At 46.1% G+C, this 26,822-nt stretch carries 22 protein-coding genes and 1 pseudogene; 14 read left to right on the top strand and 9 right to left on the bottom strand.

The features are described 5' to 3' along the window. The first annotated feature begins 8 nt into the window (after positions 1-8). The 7 genes from infB (at position 9) to PSI15_RS04630 (ending at position 10,328) form a co-directional block, all read left to right on the top strand. Positions 9-2,774 (top strand): translation initiation factor IF-2, encoded by a 2,766-nt coding sequence (gene infB, locus PSI15_RS04600; protein ID WP_273582486.1) that lies wholly within the window; start codon positions 9-11, stop codon positions 2,772-2,774. A gap of 76 nt (positions 2,775-2,850) precedes the next feature. After that, positions 2,851-3,270 carry a 30S ribosome-binding factor RbfA gene (gene rbfA / locus PSI15_RS04605; RefSeq protein WP_273582487.1) on the top strand — a complete coding sequence of 140 codons (420 nt, stop codon included), beginning with the start codon at positions 2,851-2,853 and terminating at the stop codon, positions 3,268-3,270. Beyond that, positions 3,270-4,223 carry a tRNA pseudouridine(55) synthase TruB gene (gene truB / locus PSI15_RS04610; protein ID WP_273582488.1) on the top strand — a complete coding sequence of 318 codons (954 nt, stop codon included), beginning with the start codon at positions 3,270-3,272 and terminating at the stop codon, positions 4,221-4,223. Before rbfA ends, truB begins: the two co-directional genes overlap by 1 nt. A gap of 240 nt (positions 4,224-4,463) precedes the next feature. Continuing rightward, positions 4,464-4,733: a 30S ribosomal protein S15 gene (rpsO, locus tag PSI15_RS04615; protein ID WP_273582489.1), complete on the top strand. Its 270-nt coding sequence runs from the start codon at positions 4,464-4,466 to the stop codon at positions 4,731-4,733. 258 nt (positions 4,734-4,991) lie between these two features. Further along, a complete protein-coding gene (pnp, locus tag PSI15_RS04620) occupies positions 4,992-7,130 on the top strand; it encodes a polyribonucleotide nucleotidyltransferase (RefSeq protein WP_273582490.1) in 2,139 nt (712 codons plus the stop codon). Between the two features lie 208 nt (positions 7,131-7,338). Further along, positions 7,339-8,223, top strand: a complete 885-nt coding sequence (nlpI, locus tag PSI15_RS04625; RefSeq protein ID WP_045968333.1) for a lipoprotein NlpI — start codon at positions 7,339-7,341, stop codon at positions 8,221-8,223. Between the two features lie 170 nt (positions 8,224-8,393). Then, complete coding sequence (locus PSI15_RS04630) at positions 8,394-10,328, top strand: DEAD/DEAH family ATP-dependent RNA helicase (protein ID WP_273582491.1); 1,935 nt, start codon at positions 8,394-8,396, stop codon at positions 10,326-10,328. Positions 10,329-10,494: 166 nt separating this feature from the next. Here PSI15_RS04630 and PSI15_RS04635 read toward each other — a convergent pair whose 3' ends face one another. From PSI15_RS04635 to PSI15_RS04650, 4 genes are all read right to left on the bottom strand, one after another. Continuing rightward, on the bottom strand, positions 10,495-10,893 hold the full coding sequence (locus PSI15_RS04635) for a hypothetical protein (protein ID WP_273582492.1): 399 nt from the start codon (positions 10,891-10,893) through the stop codon (positions 10,495-10,497). Positions 10,894-10,951: 58 nt separating this feature from the next. Continuing rightward, entirely contained in the window at positions 10,952-11,671 is a 720-nt protein-coding gene (gene btsR, locus PSI15_RS04640) for a two-component system response regulator BtsR (protein ID WP_273582493.1), read from the bottom strand. A 2-nt stretch (positions 11,672-11,673) separates the two neighbouring features. Then, complete coding sequence (locus PSI15_RS04645) at positions 11,674-13,371, bottom strand: sensor histidine kinase (protein ID WP_273582494.1); 1,698 nt, start codon at positions 13,369-13,371, stop codon at positions 11,674-11,676. A 190-nt stretch (positions 13,372-13,561) separates the two neighbouring features. After that, a complete protein-coding gene (locus PSI15_RS04650; RefSeq protein ID WP_273582495.1) occupies positions 13,562-16,651 on the bottom strand; it encodes an inverse autotransporter beta domain-containing protein in 3,090 nt (1,029 codons plus the stop codon). A 580-nt stretch (positions 16,652-17,231) separates the two neighbouring features. On the opposite strand from PSI15_RS04650, the gene PSI15_RS04655 reads away from it, so the two are divergent. The 5 genes and pseudogenes from PSI15_RS04655 to PSI15_RS04675 all read left to right on the top strand — a co-directional run bounded on the left by PSI15_RS04655 (position 17,232) and on the right by PSI15_RS04675 (position 21,349). Then, positions 17,232-18,203 (top strand): HlyD family secretion protein, encoded by a 972-nt coding sequence (locus PSI15_RS04655; protein ID WP_273582496.1) that lies wholly within the window; start codon positions 17,232-17,234, stop codon positions 18,201-18,203. A 9-nt stretch (positions 18,204-18,212) separates the two neighbouring features. Then, on the top strand, positions 18,213-19,358 hold the full coding sequence (locus tag PSI15_RS04660) for an ABC transporter permease (RefSeq protein WP_273582497.1): 1,146 nt from the start codon (positions 18,213-18,215) through the stop codon (positions 19,356-19,358). Beyond that, positions 19,358-20,530, top strand: a complete 1,173-nt coding sequence (locus PSI15_RS04665; protein WP_273582498.1) for an ABC transporter permease — start codon at positions 19,358-19,360, stop codon at positions 20,528-20,530. Before PSI15_RS04660 ends, PSI15_RS04665 begins: the two co-directional genes overlap by 1 nt. A gap of 127 nt (positions 20,531-20,657) precedes the next feature. Then, positions 20,658-20,846, top strand: a pseudogene (locus PSI15_RS04670) (ubiquinone anaerobic biosynthesis accessory factor UbiT); the annotation flags it as partial. Beyond that, on the top strand, positions 20,840-21,349 hold the full coding sequence (locus PSI15_RS04675) for a GNAT family N-acetyltransferase (protein WP_045968341.1): 510 nt from the start codon (positions 20,840-20,842) through the stop codon (positions 21,347-21,349). The pseudogene PSI15_RS04670 and the gene PSI15_RS04675, both read left to right, overlap by 7 nt. Here the strand turns inward: PSI15_RS04675 and PSI15_RS04680 are convergent. Further along, positions 21,312-21,662, bottom strand: coding sequence for a GIY-YIG nuclease family protein (locus tag PSI15_RS04680; RefSeq protein WP_273582506.1), 351 nt, complete (start codon positions 21,660-21,662; stop codon positions 21,312-21,314). The two genes, PSI15_RS04675 and PSI15_RS04680, sit on opposite strands and share 38 nt — an antisense overlap. Positions 21,663-21,984: 322 nt before the next feature. Here PSI15_RS04680 and bhsA point away from each other — a divergent pair, with 322 nt between their 5' ends. Together bhsA and PSI15_RS04690 are read left to right on the top strand one after the other, a co-directional pair. Beyond that, positions 21,985-22,236 carry a multiple stress resistance protein BhsA gene (bhsA, locus tag PSI15_RS04685; RefSeq protein ID WP_273582499.1) on the top strand — a complete coding sequence of 84 codons (252 nt, stop codon included), beginning with the start codon at positions 21,985-21,987 and terminating at the stop codon, positions 22,234-22,236. 99 nt (positions 22,237-22,335) lie between these two features. After that, entirely contained in the window at positions 22,336-22,767 is a 432-nt protein-coding gene (locus PSI15_RS04690; protein WP_273582500.1) for a YhbP family protein, read from the top strand. A 21-nt stretch (positions 22,768-22,788) separates the two neighbouring features. Here the strand turns inward: PSI15_RS04690 and nrdG are convergent, their stop codons facing one another. From nrdG to pyrI, 4 genes are all read right to left on the bottom strand, one after another. Beyond that, positions 22,789-23,253 (bottom strand): anaerobic ribonucleoside-triphosphate reductase-activating protein, encoded by a 465-nt coding sequence (gene nrdG / locus PSI15_RS04695; RefSeq protein WP_273582501.1) that lies wholly within the window; start codon positions 23,251-23,253, stop codon positions 22,789-22,791. A 4-nt stretch (positions 23,254-23,257) separates the two neighbouring features. Further along, positions 23,258-25,225: an anaerobic ribonucleoside-triphosphate reductase gene (gene nrdD, locus PSI15_RS04700; RefSeq protein WP_273582502.1), complete on the bottom strand. Its 1,968-nt coding sequence runs from the start codon at positions 25,223-25,225 to the stop codon at positions 23,258-23,260. Positions 25,226-25,474: 249 nt separating this feature from the next. Then, positions 25,475-25,861, bottom strand: a complete 387-nt coding sequence (ridA, locus tag PSI15_RS04705) for a 2-iminobutanoate/2-iminopropanoate deaminase (RefSeq protein ID WP_273582503.1) — start codon at positions 25,859-25,861, stop codon at positions 25,475-25,477. 131 nt (positions 25,862-25,992) lie between these two features. Beyond that, a complete protein-coding gene (gene pyrI, locus PSI15_RS04710) occupies positions 25,993-26,457 on the bottom strand; it encodes an aspartate carbamoyltransferase regulatory subunit (RefSeq protein WP_273582504.1) in 465 nt (154 codons plus the stop codon). Positions 26,458-26,822 lie beyond the last annotated feature (365 nt).

The raw sequence follows: 26,822 nt of genomic DNA on the forward strand, positions 1-26,822 counted from the left end.
GGAACAGAATGACAGAGGTAACCGTAAAATTACTGGCAGAAGAGATCCAGACATCGGTAGAACGTCTAATCCAGCAATTTGCTGATGCTGGCATTCAGAAAACCGCAACTGACTCTGTTTCCCAGAAAGAAAAAGAAGCTTTGCTGGCCTACCTGAACCGCGAACAAGGCGGTTCTGGCGGTCAGCCGGGTAAATTAACACTACAGCGTAAAACACGCAGTACACTGAACGTTCCTGGCACCGGTGGCAAAAGTAAATCGGTAGCGATTGAAGTCCGCAAAAAACGCACATATGTAAACCGCGATGCCGAACAGGTTAACGCGGAAGAGCAGGCGAGGCGTGAAGCGGAAGAGCAAGCTCGGCGCGAGGCAGAAGAGAAGGCGCGGCTTGAAGCTGAAGCGAAAAAACTCGCGGAAGAGCAAGCTAAACGTGAAGCCGAAGAAAAGGCAAAACGTGAAGCAGAAGAGAGCGCTCGACGTGTAGCAGAAGAAAAAGCCAAGCGTGAAGAGGCTAAACTGCCTCAGCGTGAGGCGGCGGAAAAAGAAAAAGTGACTAAGCAACATACCGAAAACAAACCAAAATCAGTTCAGACTCATCCTGCTGCGCAAAATGAAAAAGCGCGTCGTGAAGCTGAAGCTGCAAATTTAAAACGTAAAGCTGAAGAAGAAGTTCGCCGTAAGGTGGAAGAGGAAGCGAAGCGTGTTGCAGAAGAAGCACGTCGAATGGCAGAAGAGAATAAAGACAAATGGTCTGATAATTCTGATAATAATGACAATAGTGACTACCACATAACCACTTCCCGCTATGCTCGTGATGCGGAAGATGAAAATGACGCCAAAGTAGAAGGCGATCGTCGTTCCCGCTCCCGTGGTGGCAAATCCCGCCAGAAGAAGAATAACAAACATTCTGAATCGAAAGCTGATCGCGAAGAAGCGCGTGCTGTGGGTCGTACCAAAGGTAAACAACGTAAACCTAGTACTTTACAGCAGAGCTTCACGAAACCGGTTGTTGCCGTTAACCGTGACGTTGTGATTGGTGAGACAATTACGGTTGCTGAATTGGCTAACAAAATGGCCGTCAAAGGTGCCCAGGTCATTAAGACGATGATGAACATGGGCGCCATGGTCACCATCAACCAAGTGATCGACCAAGAAACAGCGCAGATGGTTGCCGAAGAAATGGGGCACAAAGTTATCCTGCGTCGTGAAAACGAACTGGAAGAAGCGCTGATGAGCGATCGTGATACCGGTGAAACACTGGCAGAATCTCGTGCGCCAGTTGTTACCATCATGGGTCACGTTGACCACGGTAAAACTTCCCTGTTGGACTATATCCGTTCCACGAAAGTGGCTTCTGGAGAGGCGGGTGGCATTACCCAGCACATTGGTGCCTATCATGTGAAAACTGAAAAAGGCATGATCACCTTCCTAGATACCCCAGGCCATGCTGCGTTTACTTCCATGCGTGCCCGTGGTGCGAAAGCAACAGATATCGTTGTTCTGGTTGTAGCGGCAGATGATGGCGTGATGCCTCAGACCATCGAAGCTATCCAACATGCTAAAGCGGCCAACGTACCGGTTGTTGTTGCGGTGAACAAGATCGATAAGCCAGAAGCTGATCCGGATCGCGTGAAGACTGAATTGTCGCAATACGGCATCATGCCAGAGGATTGGGGCGGTGAAAACCAGTTCATCAATGTGTCTGCCAAAGCAGGTACGGGTATTGATGAATTGCTGGAAGCTATCTTGCTTCAGGCTGAAGTCCTTGAACTGAACGCGGTACGTACCGGCATGGCAAATGGTGTGGTCATTGAATCCTTCCTGGATAAAGGCCGTGGCCCAGTTGCAACCATTCTGGTTCAGTCTGGTACTCTGAACAAAGGCGATATCGTTCTGTGTGGCTTCGAATATGGCCGTATCCGTGCGATGCGTAACGAACTTGGCCGTGAAGTGACCTCCGCTGGCCCATCTATCCCAGTGGAAATTTTGGGTCTGTCCAATGTTCCTTCTGCGGGTGATGAAGCGACAGTAGTGCGTGACGAGAAAAAAGCGCGTGAAGTGGCCTTGTATCGTCAGGGTAAATTCCGTGAAGTGAAATTAGCTCGTCAGCATAAGGCTAAACTGGAAAACATCTTCGCCAGCATGGAAGAAGGTAAGGTCTCTGAGCTGAACATCGTTCTGAAAACCGATGTTCAGGGTACCTGTGAAGCCATTTGTGACGCGTTGCTGAAACTGTCAACTGATGAAGTGAAAGTGAAAATCATCGGTTCTGGTGTCGGTGGTATCACCGAAACTGATGCAACATTGGCAGCGGCATCTAACGCCATTATTCTGGGCTTCAACGTTCGTGCTGATGCGTCTGCCCGTCGTATCATCGAAAACGAAAGTCTGGATCTGCGTTACTACTCGGTTATCTATAACCTGATTGATGAGATCAAACAGGCGATGAGCGGGATGCTGGCACCAGAATACAAACAGCAGATCATGGGTCTTGCCGAAGTTCGTGACGTCTTCAAGTCACCGAAGTTTGGTGCCGTTGCAGGTTGTATGGTGACAGAAGGTTCTATCAAGCGTAATAACCCAATCCGCGTACTGCGTGATAACGTTGTTATTTACGAAGGTGAACTGGAATCTCTGCGTCGCTTTAAAGATGACGTTAACGAAGTCCGTAATGGTATGGAATGTGGTATCGGTGTGAAGAACTACAATGATGTTCGCGTTGGCGACATGATTGAAGTCTTTGAAGTGATTGAAATCAAACGCTCCATCGATTAATACCCTTATTGATACCCAATAGATTCATTCCATTCTTGGGGGGCTTATGCCCCCCAAAATGTCAGGAGAGAAAACAATGGCAAGAGAATTTAGTCGTACTCAGCGCGTTGCACAGGAAATGCAAAAAGAAATTGCCATCATCTTACAGCGTGAAGTCAAAGATCCCCGTATCGGCATGGCGACAGTCTCTGGTGTTGAGGTTTCCCGCGATCTGGCTTATGCCAAAGTATTTGTTACCTTTCTGAATGTGCTGGTTGAAGGGCATGATTCAGATAGAGTTGAAGTGGGTATTAAGGCATTGAACGAAGCCTCTGGTTTTATTCGTTCCCTGCTAGGTAAAGCGATGCGCTTGCGTGTCATTCCTGAGCTGACATTCTCTTATGACAGTTCGTTGGTGGAAGGGATGCGGATGTCGAATTTAGTCAGTAATGTGGTTAAAAACGATGAGAGGCGTCGCGCATCTTCGGATCACGCGGATCATGATGAGGAAAAGTGATGGGGCGCCGTCGTAAAGGCCGTGCGATACACGGTGTGCTGTTGCTGGATAAGCCGCAGGAAATTTCCTCCAATGATGCGTTACAGAAAGTCAGGCGGATTTTTAATGCCAGCAAGGCGGGTCATACGGGGGCGCTGGACCCATTAGCAACCGGCATGTTGCCGATTTGCCTTGGTGAAGCGACCAAATTTTCCCAATTCTTGCTGGATTCTGACAAACGCTATCGTGTGATTGCCCGTTTGGGGCAGCGCACGGATACGTCGGATTCACATGGGACCCTCATCAGTGAACGTGAAGTCAACATTACTGAACCTCAGCTTCATGCGGCATTGGAGACATTCCGTGGTGACACTATGCAGGTTCCCTCCATGTATTCGGCATTGAAACATCAGGGGAAACCGCTATACGAATATGCCCGTCAGGGGATTAACGTTGAGCGGGAAGCGCGTCCGATCACGGTTTATGAATTACAATTCATTCGCTGGGAAGGGAATGAGCTGGAATTGGAAATACACTGCTCCAAGGGCACTTACATTCGTACCATCATTGATGATTTAGGGGAATTATTGGGCTGTGGCGCGCATGTCATTTATCTGCGTCGTTTACAGGTCGCCAATTATCCTAACCAAAGAATGGTCACGTTGGAGCAGTTGCAGGAATTAAAACAACAGGCTGAAGATCAGGAAATTGAAGCGTCAGAATTGCTTGATCCCTTGTTGCTGCCCATGGATACCGCAGTTACCCATTTTCCTGTTATCCACTTAACCGCTGTGGTCGCCTCGTACTTCAAGCAAGGCCAACCTGTTCGAAGCAACCATAATTTGGCTTCGAATGAATGGGTGAGAGTTACTGCAGGAGAGGAAAATAAATTCATCGGCATTGCCGTGATTGATGAAGATGGATTAGTAGCACCACGCCGGCTGGTTGTTGAAACTGTTGTTGAAACTGAATAGCGGTTGAAATAAATAGCTGTAAAAAAACAAATGGTTGTTAAAAACAAACAGTTGTTGAAATCGATAATGATAGCAACAGACAAGGAATTTGGAGCAGGTAATTTGAGTTGGGGCACAAAATGGCGGCGATTGTGCTGTCTTGCGCTTCACTTATTTGCAGCGTAGAATACCGCGTCTACACGAGTTGCTGAATTAGAGATCGGCACTTGTCATTTTAAATTACATAATTGGAGTTATACTATGTCTCTAAGTACTGCTGCAAAGGCGCAGATTATTGCTGAATTTGGTCGCGGCACTAACGACAGTGGTTCCAGCGAAGTTCAGATCGCACTGCTGACTACTGACATCAACCACCTGCAAGGCCACTTTGCAGAGCACAAAAAAGATCACCACAGCCGTCGTGGTCTGCTGAGAAAGGTTGCACAGCGTCGTAAGCTGCTGAACTACCTGAAGCGTAAAGATTTAGCACGCTATACTGCTCTGATTGAGCGTCTGGGACTGCGTCGCTAATTGATGAGTTTCAGTGGAAAGGGGCCTAATCGGCCCCTTTTCTTCTAAGAAACGGAATTGATACAAACAGTATTGAGAAATTTAACCACTGTTTTGACCGTTTCTAAAATTTGAACCTCTTCCGCTACAGTGACTCGCGCGGCTAATGAGAGTCCTTAAAGGAGTGAGTACTGTCATTAGTCGTGAGGGTGTAGCAAGAAGAGAAACGCTATTGTTGTCTCTTTCTTAAAGCGGCAACACCAACAAAGGAAAATTATTTTGCTGAATCCGATTGTTCGTAAATTTCAGTATGGTCAACACACGGTGACCATCGAAACTGGCATGATGGCTCGTCAGGCGACAGCAGCCGTTATGGTAAATATGGATGACACTGCGGTATTTGTCACCGTTGTCGGTCAAAAGAAAGTCAAAGCAGGTCAGGATTTCTTCCCTCTGACCGTTAACTATCAGGAGCGTACTTACGCTGCTGGCCGTATTCCGGGAAGTTTCTTTCGCCGCGAAGGCCGTCCGGGCGAAGGCGAAACCTTAGTTGCCCGTCTTATCGACCGCCCTCTGCGCCCTCTGTTCCCAGAAGGTTTCCTGAACGAAGTTCAAATCATTGCGACAGTCGTTTCTGTTAACCCACAGGTCAACCCTGATGTCGTTGCGATGATTGGCTCCTCTGCTGCCTTGGCACTGTCAGGTATTCCATTCAATGGTCCAATTGGCGCTGCACGTGTTGGCTACATCAACGACCAGTACGTACTGAACCCAACCAGTGATGAGCTGAAACACAGCCGTCTGGATCTGGTGGTTGCAGGTACAGAAGGTGCGGTACTGATGGTTGAATCCGAAGCCGATTTGCTGACTGAAGAGCAAATGTTGGGTGCGGTTGTGTTTGGTCACGAGCAACAACAGATTGTGATTGATAACATCAATGCACTGGTGGCTGAAGCTGGTAAAGAGAAATGGGATTGGTCACCAGAGCCGGTTAACCAGCCTCTGCATGCCCGTGTTGCGGAACTGGCGGAAAGCCGTTTGGGTGATGCTTATCGCATTACTGAGAAGCAGGAGCGTTACGCTCAGGTTGATATCATCAAAGAAGAAGTGACTGCGGCTATCTTGGCAGAATCTGCGGAAAAAGGCGTTGAACTGGCAGAATCAGACATTCTTGACGTTCTCTCCGGCCTGGAAAAAGACGTGGTTCGTAGCCGTGTCCTGCGTGGTGAACCGCGTATTGATGGCCGTGAAAAAGACATGGTGCGTGCTTTGGATGTTCGCACCGGCGTACTGCCACGTACTCATGGTTCATCCCTGTTTACCCGTGGCGAAACTCAGGCACTGGTGTCTGCAACACTGGGTACTGAGCGCGATGCTCAGGTTATCGATGAACTGATGGGTGAGCGTACTGATCGCTTCCTGTTCCACTATAACTTCCCTCCATACTCTGTCGGTGAAACAGGCATGGTCGGTTCACCAAAACGTCGTGAAATTGGTCATGGTCGTCTGGCGAAACGCGGTGTATTGGCGGTAATGCCAAGTGCCAATGAATTCCCGTATACCGTTCGCGTCGTGTCTGAAATCACGGAATCCAACGGCTCTTCCTCAATGGCTTCTGTCTGTGGTGCGTCACTGGCACTGATGGATGCCGGTGTGCCCATTAAGGCTGCTGTTGCCGGTATTGCGATGGGTCTGGTGAAAGAAGGGGATAACTTTGTGGTTCTGTCTGACATTCTGGGTGATGAAGATCATCTGGGCGACATGGACTTTAAAGTGGCGGGTAGCCGTGATGGTGTCAGCGCATTGCAGATGGACATCAAAATCGAAGGTATTACCCGTGAAATCATGCAGGTTGCCCTGAATCAGGCCAAAGGTGCCCGTCTGCACATCCTGAATGTGATGGAGCAAGCGATTCATAGCCCACGCAATGATATCTCTCAATTTGCCCCACGTATCCACACGATTAAGATCAATCCAGACAAGATCAAAGATGTGATTGGTAAAGGGGGTTCCGTGATCCGTGCATTGACGGAAGAAACCGGTACAACCATTGAAATTGAAGACGATGGTACTGTGAAGATTGCGGCGACTGACGGTGATAAAGCGCGTCATGCTATCCGCCGTATCGAAGAAATCACGGCAGAAGTTGAAGTTGGCCGTATTTATGCCGGTAAAGTGACCCGTATCGTTGATTTTGGCGCATTTGTTGCTATCGGCGGCGGTAAAGAAGGGCTGGTACACATTTCTCAGATCGCGGAAAAACGTGTGGAGAAAGTCACTGATTATCTGCAACTTGGCCAAGAAGTGCCGGTGAAAGTGCTGGAAATTGACCGTCAGGGTCGTATCCGCCTGAGCATGAAAGAAGCCGTGATTGCGACGGCTGAAACACAGCAGTTACCAGAATCATCAGTAGAATAAATTTGACGTAAAGCGCGGCGTCCTGTAAAAAGGGCGCCGTTTATCTCAATAGATTTTGAGTTGTTGTGTTTGTCGTCGCGTTTGTTATCGCTTGGCAATAGCTTGGAAGATGAGAGAGAAAGTCAATTTTGGGCAGGAAGCCTGAAATTATACAATGTGGGTGGAGTAACAGGGCATTCTGATTGATGTCTGACTTCGGGAGTGGGAAATGAATTCTTTTCTGCGCTGGTGTTATGTTGCGGCTATTTTTTTCCTTGTGGGATGTAGCAGCACGGGGTGGCGTAAAAACGAAGTTATTGCTATTCCATTACAACCGACATTGCAACAAGAGGTTATCCTGGCCCGCATGGAACAAATACTTGCGAGTCGGTCACTTACGGAAGATGAGTATGCACAGCTTTTATATGAGCGCGGTGTACTGTATGATAGCCTCGGGCTGAGGGCACTGGCGCAGAATGATTTTTCAGTGGCTTTGTCTATCCGTCCTGATATTCCTGAAATTTTTAATTATCTGGGAATTTATTTTACGCAGGCAGGCAATTTTGATTCTGCCTATGAAGCGTTTGATTCTGTTTTAGAACTTGATCCAACTTACAATTACGCGCGAATGAATCGTGGCATTTCACTGTACTACGGTGGCCGCTATCAATTAGCGCAGGATGATCTGCAGGCGTTTTATCAAGACGATCCAAATGATCCCTTCCGTTCGTTGTGGTTGTACCTTGTGGAAGAAAAAATTGATCCTAAGGTTGCAATGACGCATTTGTCACACCATTTTGACAAAGCGAACCGGGGGCGATGGGGCTGGAATATCGTTGAATTCTATTTGGGTAAAATCAGTGAAAACACACTGATGGAGCGCCTGAAACAGGGTTCAGCAGATAACACTTCGCTCGCTGAGCATCTCAGTGAAACTGACTTCTATTTAGGTAAACATTACCTAAGTCTGGGGGATGAGGATAACGCAGTTGCGTTATTCAAGCTGACGGTCGCTAACAATGTGCATAACTTTGTTGAGCACCGCTACGCATTGTTGGAATTGGCGCTATTAGGCCAAAAACAAGATGATTTATCGGAATCGAACCAACAATAGCTGACGAACATTTTCACGACAGATTTTAAAGTCCACATCTTTAGAGGTGGGGGCTTGTTTGTTCGTTTAATAACATAATTTGAGCCAGTTCACATTTTAAATGAAAATGACAGAAATTCTTTTCACTGTGTTATGTAGACTGGCCGCCACGATCAATGAGGCACCATTACATGACCACTGAGACTGAAATCTCTTTTGCTGATTTAGGTTTATCGGCTCCTATTCTTTCTGCACTGGAAGACATGGGCTATGAAAAGCCTTCTCCTATTCAACAACAATGTATTCCCCACCTGCTGAACGGCCGTGATGTGCTGGGTATGGCACAGACGGGTAGTGGTAAAACCGCTGCTTTCAGCTTGCCGTTATTGCATAACATTGATGCTGAACTTAAAGCGCCACAGATCCTTGTGTTAGCGCCAACCCGTGAACTGGCGGTGCAGGTGGCTGAAGCGTGTTCAGACTTTTCCAAGCATATGCGCAATGTGAATGTTGTTGCGCTGTACGGCGGACAACGTTATGACGTTCAATTACGTGCCTTGCGTCAGGGGCCACAAGTTGTGGTGGGAACGCCGGGACGTTTGCTCGACCATTTGAAACGTGGAACCTTGGATTTGTCTAACCTGAAAGGTTTGGTACTGGATGAAGCCGACGAAATGTTGCGTATGGGCTTTATCGAAGATGTTGAAAACATCATGAGCCAGATCCCGGCTGAACACCAAACTGCGCTGTTCTCAGCGACAATGCCAGAAGCGATTCGCCGCATTACCCGTCGTTTCATGAATGATCCGCAGGAAGTGCGTATTCAGAGCAGTGTGACTAACCGTCCTGACATCAGCCAAAGCTACTGGTCTGTTTACGGTATGCGCAAGAATGAAGCGCTGGTGCGTTTCCTCGAAGCAGAAGATTTCGATGCGGCGATTATTTTCGTGCGCACCAAGAATGCCACGCTGGAAGTTGCAGAAACACTGGAACGTAACGGCTACAACTCTGCGGCCCTGAATGGTGACATGAATCAGGCGCTGCGTGAGCAGACACTTGAGCGCCTGAAAGATGGCCGTTTGGACATTCTGATTGCGACTGATGTTGCCGCGCGTGGTCTGGATGTTGATCGCATCAGCTTGGTGGTTAACTACGACATCCCAATGGATGCAGAATCTTATGTACACCGCATTGGTCGTACCGGTCGTGCAGGCCGCGCGGGTCGTGCCCTGCTGTTTGTTGAAAACCGTGAGCGTCGTTTGCTGCGTAACGTTGAACGCACCATGAAACTGACCATTCCAGAAGTTGAACTGCCAAATGCAGAGCTTCTGGGCCAGCGTCGTCTGGAGAAGTTCGCGGCCAATGTTCAGCAACAACTGGAAAGCAGCGATCTGGATCAATATCGTGCATTGCTGTCCAAGTTGGGTACCAGCGATGAACTGGATATGGATACACTGGCAGCCGCCCTGCTGAAAATGGCACAGGGTGAGCGCCCACTGATCCTGCCACCTGATCCTGTGCGTCGTCCTCGTCGTGAATTCAACGATCGTGATCGTGATGACCGTCGTCGCAATAACAATAGCAACGGCTTTGGTGAGCGCGACAGAGGTGAGCGAAGTGAGCGCGGTGATCGCCCTCGTCGCGAACGTCGTGACGTGGGTGATATGGAACTGTATCGCATTGAAGTTGGCCGTGATGATGGCGTTGAAGTTCGTCACATTGTGGGTGCAATTGCAAACGAAGGTGATATCAGCAGCCGTTATATCGGTAACATCAAACTGTTTGCGACCCACTCTACGATTGAACTGCCAAAAGGCATGCCGGGAGAGTTGCTGTCTCACTTCACCCGTACCCGTATTCTGAACAAGCCTATGAATATGCAGTTGATGGGTGAGGCGCAACCTTTTGAACGCCGTGAGCGTCGTGGTGGCCGCACTGATAATGGTAACGGCGGTAATGGTGGCAATGGCCCACGTCGTGACCGTGACGGTTTCAGCAATAACGGTGGTCGTCGTTTTAACAACGAACGTCGTGGTGGCGGTGAGCGTGGTGGTTTCCGCGGTCGCAGCAACGATGATTTCAAGGGTGGTGCACCACGTCGTCGTCAAAGCAATGGCAACGTATAAGCGCTCATTGAGACTTGCTTGATTCATCGTTGTATTGAACATATCGCAACGATGAATTAAAAAAGCCCTTTCTCTGTCATGGAGAAAGGGCTTTTGCTATTTATCTTACTGATTCTGTTAAAAAGCATGTCACACGACATGAAGTTATATAAACGTTGAATTAAATTCAGGCTGTTTTCTTAGTGATACGTTTATTCAATTCGGCCTTGGCCTCAATATCTGAAAGTAAGCACTCACCTTGATGAATAACCGTCTTTCTTAACCTGCCTCTGAAACCAGCATGTGCCACTTCCTGCAAAATCCGCTCTTCCACAGGGCACAGTCCTCCTTCGCTTTGATCCAATGGATGAATCAGTACACGGTGTTTGCCCTCAAAAAGCCGCTTAATCCCTTTCAGGAAGCCATGCTGATTGAGAAGAGCATGTAACTGAAATTCTGCGTTATAAAAATCACCAATCAGTAAACGTGAGGTACTGAAATTCCCTTTAATCTCTAGCTGTTGCTGATTTTTGAGGTTTTTCAGTATCATTCGGTTGGTATTAATTTTGAGATAAAAATCCGCCAAGGTCATTTCCTTTGTTTATTTTTCCTGTAGGGTGAGGAAATTATGCCATAATTGACGATTAATTTAACCCCAATGCTTCTTTAAGGGGTTTCAAGTAACGACGACTCACCGGAATACGCTCGTCATTGCTCAGAACCAGCTCTGCCTGTCCATTTTCGCCAAAAACAATCTCCCGTAATTGCGTCATGTTAACTAAATACTGGCGATGGCAACGGGTCAGTGAAGTGCGGGTTTCCAGCGTACGCAGAGTCAGCTCGGTAAAACCTTCTTGTCCGTTGGCGCTCATGACATATACCCCACTCAGCCGGGAAGTGATATACAAGACATCATCCAATGGCATCAGCCAGATTCGGCTATGCCCGGTACAGGGAATATATTTCAGTTGTTCATCTTCACGTTGAATATCTGCCAGATTTTGCTTTTGATAACCAGAACGTAATCGTTGCAGCGTCTTACTCAGGCGTTCTTTTTCCAGTGGCTTCAATAAATAATCGAAAGCATGTTCTTCAAAGGCTTGTACCGCATATTCATCGAACGCAGTCAGAAAGACAATATAAGGGCGATGCTCAGGATCGAGCATACCGACCATTTCCAGTCCGGTAATGCGGGGCATTTGGATATCAAGGAAGACAACATCGGGTTTCAGGCGATGAATGGCACCAATCGCTTCTACGGCATTGGCACACTCACCCATGATGTGAAGATCGGTTTCCTCTTCCAGCAGACAACGTAGATTCTCACGAGCCAATGGCTCATCATCAACAATCAATATATTCATATTTACGCCGATTTTTTAGTCTCTTTTTCTAATGGTAAACACAAAATGACACGGGTAAATTCTTCTGGCTGGCAATCAACTCGCACCCCATACTGTTTACCATAACGAAGCCGCAGACGTTTATCCACTAAACTCATCCCAAGACCATCCCCCATTTTTTGGGTGCAATACAGCCCGGCATTATCTTCAATCTCCACCAAGAGCAAATTGGCTTCCTGATGGGCTTTAATCGTAATCTTTCCTGTCTCCAATAACTGTGATGTGCCATGTTTAATGGCATTTTCTACCATGGGCTGGAGGGAAAAGGCCGGTAATCGTGCATTGCGCAGGGACTCAGGTATCTCGATGGCAATCTGAAGGTGTTCCCGGAAACGGGCTTTCTCAATTTGTAAGTAAGCATTTACATGCTCTATCTCATTGTCCAGTGTGGCGATATCTTCAGGCCGCTTTAAATTCTTACGGAAAAAGGTTGAGAGATACTGCACAAGCTGGCCTGCCTGCTGGCTATCCCGACGGATGACAGCTTGCAATGTATTTAACGCATTAAATAAAAAGTGAGGATTCACTTGCGCGTGGAGGAGCTTTATTTCTGATTGCAGTAAAGATTGCTTATTCCGTTCATACTGTCCGGCAAGAATTTGGGCAGAGAGCAAGCTGGCAATGCCTTCGCCCAATGTGCGATTGATGGAGCTGAATAAGCGGTTCTTGGCTTCGTAAAGTTTGATCGTGCCAATGACCTGTTGATTTTCTCCCCGCAAAGGGATCACCAGAGCAGAGCCAAGCTTGCAGGTTGGGCTAAGGGAACAACAATAAGGTGTTTCATTGCCATCGGCATACACGACCTCATTATTTTCAATCGCCCGATGAGATTGTTTAGCCGCAATCGGCGTACCTGGCAGATGATGATCTGAACCGATACCAATAAACGCCAGTAACTTTTCTCTGTCCGTAATCGCCACCGCCCCGATCTCTAACTCCTGATAGATCACTTTTGCCACGCGCATACTGTTATCTTCATTAAAACCCTTACGCAAAATTCCCTCTGTACAGACGGCAATTTTTAGCGCTTGGGCAGAAAAAGCGCTGGTGTATTTTTTGAAAATGGCTCGCCTGTCCAATAAGATACGGATAAACATGGCCGCCCCGATACTATTGGCGATGATCATAGGAGCGGCGATATCTTTCACCAAACTCAATGCTTCACTGAAAGGGTCGGCAAGTAACAGGATAATGCCCATTTGTGTGCATTCAGCAAGAAGAGTGACAACGGCAGCCGTCCACGGATTCAATAACTTATTAAGCCATCCTTTTTTCATCAGATAAATATGGACAAGACCACCGAGTACACCTTCTACAATAGTGGATACCATACAGCTGAATGCGGTCATGCCACCAAGAGAATAACGGTGCAGACCCCCAGTGAATCCCACCATGGCCCCGACGGCTGGCCCGCCGAGAAAGCCGCCCAGCACAGCCCCAATCGCGCGGGTATTGGCAATCGAATCGTTAACATTCAACCCAAAATAGGTGCCCATAATGCAAAAGATAGAAAAAATCACGTAACACATCAGTTTATGGGGTAAACGGACGGTGACTTGCAACAAGGGAATAAACAGGGGCGTTTTACTCAGGAGCCAAGCGATCACCAGATAGACACACATTTGCTGAAGTAATAACAACACGAGGTTAAATTCGTACATATCTTTTCATTTTGTGATTAATAACATGCAATTAATAACGATTAAAATTTAAGAGGCCATTATCAAAGGTTGAATTTAACACCGTCAATAGGGCGTTGGGAGGATAACGTATTTATGGGAGTGGGAAAGCATTATCCGCCCCGTAGGGCGGATTTTTTAGTCAGGAACTGAAATTGACGGATAAATAGCGTTATTGCTTACAGGTGACGTAATCAAAGACAGCATTATTGGTCACATGGGCAAATCCTTGGTCTATATTCACAGAATAATGTCCATCTTGCCCTTGTGCGTCTTTCCCTGGCGTTGCAGAACGATAGGAGCGATGTTCAGGCCAACCAAAGTGGTCATGCATTGCATTGTTTGGATGAGCTTGGTACAGCGCCATCAAATCGTCTTTTGTTGGCAGCTTTTTATTTATTTTACGGCAGTACATTTTGTCATGAGGGGCGGTACGGAGTGCCCATATTTCTCCGCTTTCTTCATACTCGTTCTTTGATTGTAAATTGTGATCCTTCAATTCGGCTTGCAATGAAGGGCGCTCAAAGACAACCCCATTTTTTCCCACGGCGAGCTCAGCCATATGCCCCCAAAAATGAGCTTTGGGAACATCCGGGCTGGTCACCACCGTAAAAATGACATCTTTTGTTTGTGGAGAAGCAATATCATCCGCTGAGACAGATAGCGTTGTCTTCACACCAAGCCCGTTCGGATCGGTCGCAGTAATAGACAAGACACCTTGATCATCCGTGAAACCTTGGTACTCACCTGATTTACCATTCAGTAATATTGTGATTTTTTCATTACCATCCTGACGATTTTGTGCCCTAATAGCTTTAACGCTGACAGCGACATTTCGGATTGGCTGTCCGTGCCTTAGCGTTTTGATTTTCAGTATGATTGGTTCATCTTTTTTAACCTTCTCAGCGTCTGCCGTGATCGTCATATCATCAGCAATTCCTCTGACCGTTCCTCCTGCTCCGCCATCATGAGTCTTGTTTCCTTGTTCGGCACTCATACTGGTATCCACGTTCAGGGTATTTCCGATCAATCCCACCGCATTTTTTGCCTGTACAATAAGTTCTTTCACCCGACCCGCATCGGTTGGTTCCAATTTGCAGCCAGGCACCTCACCGGAGTTTGTGATTGTCTTGCTTTTGGTCATGTCTGTATTACCCTTATTGCCCCACACATAGCGAGATTGATCCGTTTTGTCACCATGATTAGCATTAAAGGTATAGGTCGCGCTCAATGTCTGTCCTATCGCTAATTTGCCATTGATGGTCAAATTAGAGATGATTGGCGCTTCAGGATGGACGAATAGGATCTCGACAGGCTCGATGGTAATACCCTCGACTTCTGGGGTAATTTTCAGCGTACCCGTCTTGTCACCGGCCGTGAGCTGGGATTGATAAACACCCGGCTGAACTTCTTTCATGTTATCGATCTTCGGATCGCTGCCACTCCCTTGTAATTTATTTGAGACCAATTTGATTTCGGAGGCAATGCCGGGGATGGGGTTGTCATTCTGGTTTTTCAAGGTTAACGTCAGCAGGGTGGTGGAATGACCATCAGCCAGCAGCTCTTTGTCTTTTGCCGAAAAGGTGGATTTATCGGCATTAACGATGGGGGGGAGTACTTGTACCTTCATTTCCGCCCGCTTAGACGCATTGTCATGCTGATCGTAAGCTGTTGCCCCAATCGTGTAGGTGTTGGTGCCCTGAGATTGATATTTTGGCAAGATTAACAGATAGTGTGTACCACCTTGGTGCTGGATTTTACCCCCATTGGCCAAAAGGCTTGCTGCTTCCCACTGAATATCTTTAAACCCATACTTACTGTTGACATTGATATGCAGTGTTTTGGCCACTTTCGCATGACCAATAATCAGGTGATCTATTGCCAGAGAGATCACTTCACGTTTGCGGAATTCCAAAACGATCTGATTGTTGCGTTCGACCAAATCATAGCGGCTGCCTTGCAGAGAACGTTTAAACGTGACGGCATTTGAGTCAATTTGTTTGGCCCATGGCGTCCCAATTTCATAATTCAGTTCTATATTGAACAGCGTTTCCCCATCACCGGACATATCTTGTCTGCGATCAATACCGAAAGTCAGCAAGGGGATAGGCGTATAATTAATCTCGGCAGTAAAGGCCGCAGGCTCTTTCTTGAGGTGATCTTGATTTATGAGTCCTACTTCATCGCCGAAGTATTGCTCATATATCAGCTTGCCGCCGAGTTGGGGTAAAGCAGGGAGGTAACCTTCTGCTCTCAGGTCGAAACCATTGGCGGGACGCTCATCATAATCGGTCAAGAGGCGGGATTCTTTCCAATGGCTTAAACGAAAATAGCCGTTCGCAGCCAATTTCAGGTAATTGCGGGCATATTCTGCACCAAAGCCGAGCCGGCTATTCTCACCCGTCATATCGCGGTCAAAGAAAGCATTGTAACCCAACATCCAATCGTTAAAAAAATGGCGTTGACCAAATCCAATATTGGCGGTATTGCGTTTATCAATATGGCGCAGGCCAAACTGGGTAAAGGTCATCTGCTGAGAGGTATTATACAGTGGCAATAGCATATCAAATTGGCTATTATTCAAGCGGCCGTAATTATCCATGTTGATTTGCACACGCGTTGTACCATAGCGTTCCAACCAATTTTGAATTTGCTGACTGGCTTCTCCTGTTGCCAGATTGTTTAACTGGCTTACTGCATTATCTTTGATGTTGTCACTAGCCAGCAACTGGCCAATGCGGGAAGAAATCTCCGCCAGATGGCCGGCGTTTTCGTCTGTAATCGAAACGTGGTCTTCTTTAATAGGTGCCTTAGCGAATGAAGGTTGCTGTATTGAAAAGTGTTTTAATGCAGGCTGTTCTGACGGCGATTTTTCTAATGAAGATTGCGTTAGTGAAGAATAGTTAAAAGGCAGAAATTTATTGTTTCGAGGTTTTGGAACATCAATCTCACTACCCACTTCGAGCGTGGTAAAAGGCTTATCAAAAGCACGCAACTGGTTAATTTTTTTTAAATCAGAAACAGTTAAACCATAACGTTTGGCGATAATACCGATAGTTTCTCCTGATTTCAGAATATAAGGCTCTGTTGGTAAAGCCCATTTTTCATTTTTAAACGTTGAAGGGGTTTTGGCAGCAGCGATAGCGGGGGAAAATACACTAACAGCGGGAAACACAAGTTGGGTGACAATGTTTATCCAAGCTACACGTTTCACCAAATGTTGCTGATGCTGTAGCCACGGCTTATCGAATTTTCTGTTCATATCTATAAACCTGTAACAATAAAAAATACCCGGTGATAGTCAGCAGTAAATCTATCCATTTCAGGATATTACTTACTATTTACTGTTTGCGATGAGTTGTGTCATCAGGGATAAAAGCGTCAGGTAGTGACGCAATGAAAGAGATGACACCACGACATGGCCTGACTTGAGATATCACAAAACAGTTAACAAATTCTGCTTAATAGTTAACAATCAGATTATTGATCTGACATTTTGTTTTTGTGAGGTTTTTTATTCCAACATAAAATCAATTTTTGATCAATGTAACTTTCGCTATCAATCTTTTTATATAAAATTGGCGCTTGTTGACACCTTCTTCCAAATTAGAATAAAGGCAGCATAAAACAGGATTAGATATGATTTATCGCAATATTTATCACTAATAAGAGGTGTTTTCCTCGGGGGCGCCTAAAATTTAGGCAGTGGAGAATGTGTAGGCATAGATTATGCTGTTTAGTGTGTTTTACCACTGTCACTAACACCGGATTGGCACCGGATTGGGTTATTAATTTTATCGAAAATATTGACCTGATAGTACGCTTGGGGCTTACAGAACATAATGAAGAAAAGAACACTTTTCACCATCTTACTGATCATTTTCCTGATCGCAATGGCCGTGCTTTTCCGTTCCCATAGTCAGGAACTTTTGTTGCAGGGAGAGGTTGATGCGCCGGAAGTCATCGTGGCTTCCAAGGTTGCGGGGCGAGTCGTTAAGGTTCATGTTGAACGAGGTGATAACGTTAAAGTGGGGCAATTGATGGTGAGTCTTGACAGCCCAGAACTGGCAGCCAAAGTTGGCGCGGCGCAAGCGACACGCGATCAAGCTAAGGCAAAACTTGAATTATCCCTGAATGGGACGAGTGAGGAGAACCTTCGAAGTTTAGCCGCTGCTTTTGCACAGTCCCAATCGGGATACAAAAACGCCCAACGTGAATTTGATCGCCTCAACAATCTGTCAACCAAAGACTATGTGTCTGCCACTGACCTGGATAATGCGCGCAGCACGCGGGATATTGCCTATCAGAAAATGCTGGGGGCAAAAGCTGAGCTGGATGAGGGGAAAAAGGGAGACCGTGTAGAATTACGGCAGCAGTTTCAGGCCGCATTGAATGAAGCAGAAGAAAACCTGCGTGAACTGGAAATACAGCATGATGATCTGCAAGTCAAAGCGTCTGTCAATGGTGAAATCGGGCCATTGCCAGCGGAAGAGGGGCAACTTTTTAATGCCAATAGTCCGTTGGCGACATTGATACGCATTTCAGAGGCTTATTTCGTCTATAACCTGCGGGAAAATATTTTGGCCAACGTTCGCAAGGGCGACAAAATTAAATTGCGTGTCCCTGCCCTGGGCAATCAAGAGATTGAGGCTGAAATCCGCTATATCGCGCCAATGGGGGATTATGCGACAAAACGGGCAACCCGTGCGACGGGCGATTTTGATCTGAGAACCTTTGAGGTTCGCTTATATCCCTTGCAACCCGTCGATGGCTTACGTCCGGGCATGAGTGCGTTATGGCTCTGGGATAAGTAAGGTGGCCTGATGAATATAAAAGCGGTATGGGGCAGTTTTGAGCAAAGATTTACCCAGGAATTTAGCGCTGCGCTGCACAGTCCGGTTTTTCACTGGCTGAGTTGGCTATTCCCTTTGCTGCTGTTTATGTTAACGAGTGCCAATTTTTCAGAAGGCACCCTGTTTAACTTACCTGTCTCTGTTGTGGATAACGACCAGAGCGCGCAATCACGTACTTTTATTCGCAATTTGAATGCTGCCCCCCATGCGGATATCAAGTCTTATAACAATAGCTTGCCGGAATCCATAGAACGTATACGCCGGGCGCAGGATTACGCGCTGCTTTATATTCCAGAGGATTTTGAAAAAGAGGCTTTAAGTGGAAAACAGCCGACGATAAGTATCTATTACAATGCCCTGTTTTATGGAGCCGGGCGCTACTCAATCCAGGATTTCAGCGGATTGATGGCAGAAACGAATGCCAAATACCGCACAATCATTGCTGCCGAAATGGGGCGGCAATTACCGCCGTTAGCCAAAGCAACGATGTCCTATGACAGTTTGTTTAACGCCAGTGGCAGTTATATTTATTTCCAGCAATTTGCGGCAACCATTCACCTATTACAGCTTTTTGTCGTCACATGCACTATCTATACAATGGCCAGGGGAAAACCACTCTTGGATGCAGAATCTTTCATTGGGGCATTGTTGGGGAAATTGGCACCCTATACGTTGATTTTCACACTGCTATTGATGGTGGAAATTACGGCGCTGGTGATTTTCTCAGATGCAAAAGTTGCCGGTAATCCGTTGTATATGCCGATTGTGGGATTTTTCTATGTGATCGCTGCGCAAAGCATTGGCTTGTTACTGTTTACTTTCACCAGCAGTGCAATAACGGCCTACACGATGATGGGGATGCTGGTCAGTATTGCGCTGGCATTTTCCGGTATGATCGTGCCAGAACTCTCCATGATATGGCCGGCTAGGGTTATCTCTACTCTTGAACCATTAACTTATGCCTTGAATGCCCTGTTTGACATCTTCCTGCGGGAAGTCTCGTTACAGATTATTTTGCATATTTGCCTGATATTGCTGATCTATCCTGCGGTTTGTAGTCTTCTGATCCGCAATCGCTTGTGGCAGCGGCTTAATCAATCAGAGGGAGTCGCATAATGTCGGGCTATGGGAAAGCAAGTTGGGCATTATACTGGCAGACATTGCGCGATGTATTTCTGGGGATGTTGGAAAAACCCATGTGGCTGCTATTGATTGTTTCGTTGTGTGTGATAAGCATGGTTTATGTTCATCCTTCTTTGTGGGATTTACCGATTGCCGTGATCGATCAGGATAACAGCCATGCGAGCCGTGCGTTGATCCGTAATATTGACTCCACGGCGAACGTGGAAACCCAAAGCTACAATAGTCTCGACCATGCCCGGCGTGACTTGCTACAGCGAACCATCTTTGCCATTATCATCGTCCCGGTGGATTTTGAAAAACGCCTGCTTAACGGACAAAATGTCACTGTGCCAGTTTATGGTGATGCGACCAATCGCCTCGCCAATGGGCAGATTCAAAAGAATTTGTCACTGGCTTATCAACAGCTCTTGTCAGAGTACGACGGCATGTTGCTTTTGCAATCGGGTTTCAGCATTGAGCAGGTAAAAATCTTGCTACAACCGATTCGGGGTGAAACCATCGGATTATTTAACCCAGGTGTCAGTTATCCCGCAATAGTCTTTCCGGGTTTATTAGTCATGCTGTTGCAACACTCCTTGTTAATTTCTTGTGTTCGCGTCAGCATTTCCCTACGGGAAACCCCCCAGGGCAGTCCACCGCTTCCCGTCTATTTGGGAACATTATCCGCTTTGATCCCCATCTGGCTGTTCCTGTCAGTGATCTTTTTTATCCTGTGGCCATGGATCTTAGGGTATCGGCAAGATGCGCCGATTTACCTTGTGTTGTTGTTGACATTCCCGTTCCTGTTGACGGTATTAGGGTTGGGAAAATTGGTGACAGAATGCTTGCGCAGCGTGGAAATGATTTATTTGACGTTGGCTTTTATTACTACGCCGGTCTTCTATATTTCTGGCACCATTTGGCCGCCTCAGGCGATGCCTGAGTGGGTCAGGGTGATTTCATCGGCCTTGCCATCAACATGGGCAACAAAAGCAATCGCAGGGGTTAACCAGATGGGATTGCCGCTGCACAATGTGTACAAAGATATCGGCATGATGTTACTACTTGGCGTGATATATATGGTGTTGGGCATTTTGGTTGGTATGCTACGCAATAAAGAATTTCGTTATCTCATCCAGCGCATTAAACGGCTATTCTCGCTATAAACATGGCTCTTACCGATGTTTGTCCTGTAGACGTTTTGTAATAAGGGATTTATTATCGATTTTCCCAATGTAAGCAATCCCTTTTCTGATACGTTGTTTTCTTGCTACATTGTTTTCTTGCTACAGCTTTCAGCGTCGTTTGCGGGTTGAAGGGAATATAGAATTGGAACTACATGTGAAAAATCTGATGGATTCCATTGAATGGGAATCTATGCCATCCATCCTTCGTTTTGGTTTATTGCATCGGGCTGAATTTATCAAAGCGGGACAGAAGGAGGGCGCTGATCGGAATGATCGCGCGTTATCGCCATGTTAATCAGAGTCGAAATTCCTGTTGATGCGATGGGGATTGATCGTTTGTTACGTCAATCTTTTGAAACATCGGCAGAAGCTGAGTTAATTCATCAACTAAGAGAAGATGGTTTATTGACATTGGGTATTGTTGCGACCGACGATGAAGGCCAGGTGATTGGCTATGCCGGTTTCGCGCCCGTTGATATCAATGGTGAAGATCATCAATGGGTTGGTTTGACGCCATTGGCGGTGGCGGAACAGTATCGTTGTCATAGGCTGGGTGAAAAATTGGTTTATGAAGGGCTGGATAGCCTCAACGAGTTTGGCTATGGAGCGGTTGTGGTGCTGGGTGATCCGGAATATTACTACCGTTTTGGCTTTAAGCTTGCTAATGAATACCAATTATATTGCCCATGGCCTGATTGTGAGGATTACTTCTTGATCTACCCCCTGGCTGATATTTCACAGGGCGATTGTCATGGTCTGGTTACTTATCCTGCTTATTTTGATCACCTGTGGTCATAGCCAGGGTGAAACACTTCTCAGATGAACCCATTTGCATTAAATACGTTGTTATACAGAGAGGCTGGTCAATAACCAGCCTTTCTTTTTGCTGTTTACTCAGTTTCTTCACCCGATATTCCACTTTTAGTGCCGCTCCCTTATCCCTGACTGCACTCTGATAAACCAACATCAATGGCGCTTTTCCTCGTAGGTATTTTGCCCCTTTTCCGGCTGCATGCTGCATCAATCGACGGGATATATTGGTCGTTATTCCGGTATACAGGCTCCCGTTCCGGGTTCTGATCAGGTAGATATACCAGTGAGAAACTTTAATATTCATTATTTATTTTTAATTATTTTATTAAGTTAATTTCTATGGGATTTAATTTATATTTTAGTGATAAGTGTGGTCTGAAGTGCGGTTTTAAGTATGGTATTAAACATAGTTATAAGCTGATTTTTTGATGATTTCCAATATAACCAAATGAATTTACTTAAATTATATGCCATTTATCAACCCGCGGTAATTTTTTTTGTTCAAAAAAATTGAAAAATTATAGCAAGAATTGCTAATTATCATCGTCTGAACAAGCGTATAACATGCTCGCCATCACGAGAGATTAACTCTATCTTAAAAATGAGCAGAGGAACGAAATATGAAAAATGTAAAAAATATTGGGGTTATTTTAGCACTATGTGCGGTTTCTTTTGGTTCTTTTGCCGCAACTGAAGTTCAAGTTGCTAAGGGAGAAAAAGTCGGTGTTGTTTCCGTTAGCGGTGCAGAAACACTCGATAGCCTGACCACAGAGTTATCCAAAAAAGCTGATGAAGTTGGCGCAACTTATTTCCGCATTATTTCGGCAAATGGCCAGAACCAACTCAATGGCGTTGCTGAAATTTATAAATAATTTATCCTGTAAGCCGTAAGTCAAATACAGAACACGTCACCCGATAGGGAATCAAGCGTGTTCTGTTATGATCCGAATAAAATAACGGTATGGAAATATATGGATTCAAATAAAGAAATTTTAATCATTCGCCAATATCTCGCCAGGCAACATGTATTCACGCTGTGCACCTCTTCGGCTCAGGATTTATGGTGTGCGAACTGCTTCTATGCTTTTGATGCCGATAGCATGGCGCTCTGGTTTATGACTGAACCTAATACCCGCCACGGTAAGATGATGCAAAACAATCCCGTCGTTGCAGGGACGATCGCCGGCCAGACACGCAATATCGCACAAATAAAAGGGATTCAATTTCGTGGTGACGTCATGCCATTGAGCGGTGAAGCCGCAACCCTCGCCAGAGCGCGTTATTGCCGCCGTTTTCCTGTCGCGCTGTCTGCCAAATCCCCAATCTGGCAGCTCAATATTCAGGAAATTAAAATGGTGAATAACCCCCTCGGTTTTGGCAAAAAATTGCATTGGCAGCGTTAATGCTCTGCCTGATTAAATTCCTCACCTGAAATAATGGATAACCTGATTATGACTGCCCCGCCAAATTAACGCGGGATCATACAACGCCTGTTCAAATTTCCCATCCACCAGCACATGGATATGATTGATAACTGCTTGTTGCTCTTCATTTAATTCATTGAGGACATAACCTGTCCATAGCCAGATATCCTTATCTGGGCACTCTTCGCGTACCCGTTTAACCAGCCGCAATATGCAGGGAACATTGTGGGGATGCAGCGGATCGCCGCCGGATAATGACAAACCTTGCCGTTTAATCCGCTGATCTTTCAGGTCAGCCATGATCTGATCTTCGACGGCTGGCGTAAAAGGCTGACCTGAATCGACGCGCCATGTGCTTTGGTTATAGCAGCCACGGCATTGATGCAGGCAACCTGACACAAACAGCGTACAGCGGGTTCCGGAGCCATTGACCACATCAACCGGATAATATTGGTGATAATTCATCGCATTAACCCACTTGCCCGTTGCCAAGATGTTTCACGCGGCGTTTTACCTCTTCCTGCTTACCGGCATTAAATGGGCGCGCGTCAGGGCTGCCGAGGTAGCCACAAACACGGCGAGTCACTGAAACTTGGGCTGACTCATGATTGCCACATTGAGGACAAGTGAATCCTTTACGGGTACAGGCAAACTCTCCGGTAAAACCACAGCGGTAACACTCATCAATTGGCGTATTGGTGCCATAATAAGGCACACGTGAATAGCTGTAATCCCAGACATCCTCCAATGCTTTCAAATTATGTTGCAGATTGGGATATTCGCCGTAGCAAATAAAACCCCCGTTTGCCAATGGCGGATAGGGCGCTTCAAAGTCCAGCTTATCGTAGGGGTTGACCTTTTTTTCCACATCCAGATGAAAGCTGTTGGTGTAATAGCCCTTATCGGTGACGCCTTGAATCACACCGAACTCGGCGGTATCTAAACGGCAGAAACGGTCACATAGATTCTCGCTGGGTGTACTGTACAAACTAAATCCATAACCTGTCTCCCGTTTCCATTGTTCGACGGCCTGACGTAAGTGTTTAACAATAGCAATGGCTTTCTGCTGGCGTTGTTCATCATCAAACAGATGAAAGTGATTACCATATAACGCATTTATCGTTTCATGAATGCCAATATAACCCAATGAGATAGAAGCCCGGCCGTGTTTGAAGATATCGGCAATCTTGTCATCGGCGTTCAGGCGGACACCACAGGCACCTTCCATATAGAGAATCGGGGCAACGCGAGCCTTGGTATTTTCGAGGCGAGCAATGCGGGTCATCAGCGCTTTTTTTGCGAGCAATAAACGTTGATCCAAAATTTGCCAAAAATCCGCTTCATGACCCTTGGCTTCGAGCGCAATGCGGGGAAGGTTCAGGCTGATAACGCCCAGATTATTGCGCCCTTCGTGAACTTGCTGGCCGTTTTCCTCATAAACGCTGAGAAAACTACGGCAACCCATTGGCGTTTTAAACGATCCCGTTACCTTGACCACTTGATCATAGTTGAGAATATCGGGGTACATGCGTTGACTGGCACACGACAGCGCCAATAACTTAATGTCATAGAGGGGATCCCCAAAACGGTGATTCAATCCATCGCGAATGGTAAAAACCAGCTTGGGGAAGACTGCGGTTTTGCGCTTTTTTCCCAAACCGGCAATGCGGTTGCGCAGAATCGAGATTTGGATCAGACGGGCTTCTTTGGTTGTCCCCAACCCGAAACCGAAAGTGACAAACGGCGTCTGCCCATTGGCGGTATGCAGCGTATTGACTTCATATTCCAGCGACTGGAAGGCGTCATAACACTCTTTTTCTGTGCGGGCTTCTGCATAGGCAACCGGATTGGCAATCTGCCACTCTTTGGCAATGGCCAGATGTTTGTCATAACTGGCTTTCACAAAAGGCGCGAGGACTTCATCAATACGGTTAATCGTCGTGCCCCCATAAATGTGGCTGGCAACTTGCGCAATGATTTGGGCCGTAACCGCGGTGGCGGTAGAAATGGATTTGGGGGTCTCAATTTCCGCATTGCCCATTTTAAAGCCGTTGGTAAGCATCCCCTGTAAATCGATCAGCATACAGTTGAACATAGGAAAAAACGGGGCGTAATCCAGGTCATGATAGTGAATTTCTCCTTTATCATGTGCCTGCACCACATCGTGCGGCAGTATATGCTGTTTGGCATATTGTCGGGCGACAATCCCGGCTAATAAATCACGCTGAGTCGGAATGACTTTACTGTCTTTGTTGGCATTTTCATTAAGAAGAGAGAAGTGACTTTGTTCGATCAGTCCGCGAATTTCTTGATCCAGCCGATCATGCCATGTATAGGAAGCCTGTTCACCGGCATTATCCTGACTAATGTCAACGTGGCGGTTATCCTGTTGCGTCACAACCATTTTCACAATATGGCTCCTCAGTATGTTATCCACAGACGAAAACGGCCTGAATGTTCGGTTTTTGCGTTGATGTGGATAATTTTGTGTATAAATACTATATATAGTGATTTTGTTTCATTTAAACACAATATATAGATCATTTACGCTAATATACAACCTAAAAAGTTGATCTCAGACAAAGAAAAGCAGGTTATCAGGAGAGGCAAACAAAAAGAAAAAGCGGAAAACAGAGCGGTAATAACAACCCTGATACCGAGTGATCAGGGCTGAGAGAACGACAGATTAGCGACGCACTGCGATCGCTTCAATCTCGATTTTCACATCTTTTGGCAGACGGGCAACTTCAACACATGAACGTGCAGGGAACGGCGCATGATGTTCAGCGAAGAACGCTTCGTAAGTTGCGTTCACCGCAGCAAAATCATTCAAATCTTTGACAAACACCGTAGTTTTTACAATATCAGCCACTTTCAAGCCAGATTGTTCAACAATAGCTTTGACGTTTTCCAAAGATTGGCGGGCTTGAGCCGTCACCTCTTCAGGGATCGCACCGGTTTTGGGATCAACGGGGATCTGGCCGGAAGTGATAACCATGCTGCCCAGATCAACACCCTGAACATAAGGGCCGATGGCGGCTGGTGCATTTTCGGTATGGATAGAACGTGACATTAGAAACTCCTGTTTGACGTCTGGATGGAAAAATTTTCTGGATAGCCATTATAGTGATCCGCTGTCCCGCATCAATTGATACAGGACATTCTCGTCGATGACTTAAGCGGATAGCGTGTTTGAACTGGCGATTAAGCGTTATTGATAACGGCTTGACGGTCAAACTCTTTCTCACAATATTTACAGCGCAACATCACATCGTCTTTCGCTGACATAACGCAGAAGCTGCTGTTAACAGGTTCATTGTGACTTATACAGTTACTGTTTGGGCAGACAAGAACGTTGTCGATTTGGTCTGGCAGATTGATTGGCATTTTTTTGACGACAACATAATGCTCAATGTTATTGATGGTGGCATGTGGTGCATACATGGCGAGCTGGTTTGCCTGTTGTTCTGTCAGAAAGGTGTTTTCAATCTTAATCAGATCCTTTTTACCCAGTTGGTTGGAAGGCAGATTCAGGCCAATGGTAATACGCTGGTCTGTTTCGGTGAGTTTGAACAGTGACAATAACTTAAAACCGACATGGGCGGGAATGTGATCGATAACCGTGCCGCATTTAATGGCTTCGACTTGCAGTTGATGGTCTTGGGTCATGTTGTGTCATAAATACCGTTTCGGTATTCCTCCTCCAGATATTAGGGGATCAAGGAAATAGTCTCATTTTGTCACAGACGATTTGGCATTTCACCTGATTAGGTTTTGAATTTAAAAGACGAATTCAAACTTCTGTTTTTCCCTCATATCATATTCTTCAAATCGTGTTGTAAATATGATCTCGGCAGGATTTATGTTATATAATAAATCACTTTCAAAAACATCTTTCGCTGTTGCTTTTATACATGTATGCGTGCCTGACTCTTTTAATCTGTAAAATCCATTTTCTTTTACTGGGTCGAATTTCTGCAAACTGTATATATAACGAGGCCTGAATATTTTTTTGAAAAAAAATCAATTATTTT

The sequence above is a fragment of the Xenorhabdus sp. PR6a genome (genome assembly GCF_028599065.1).
Classification (GTDB): domain Bacteria; phylum Pseudomonadota; class Gammaproteobacteria; order Enterobacterales; family Enterobacteriaceae; genus Xenorhabdus; species Xenorhabdus doucetiae.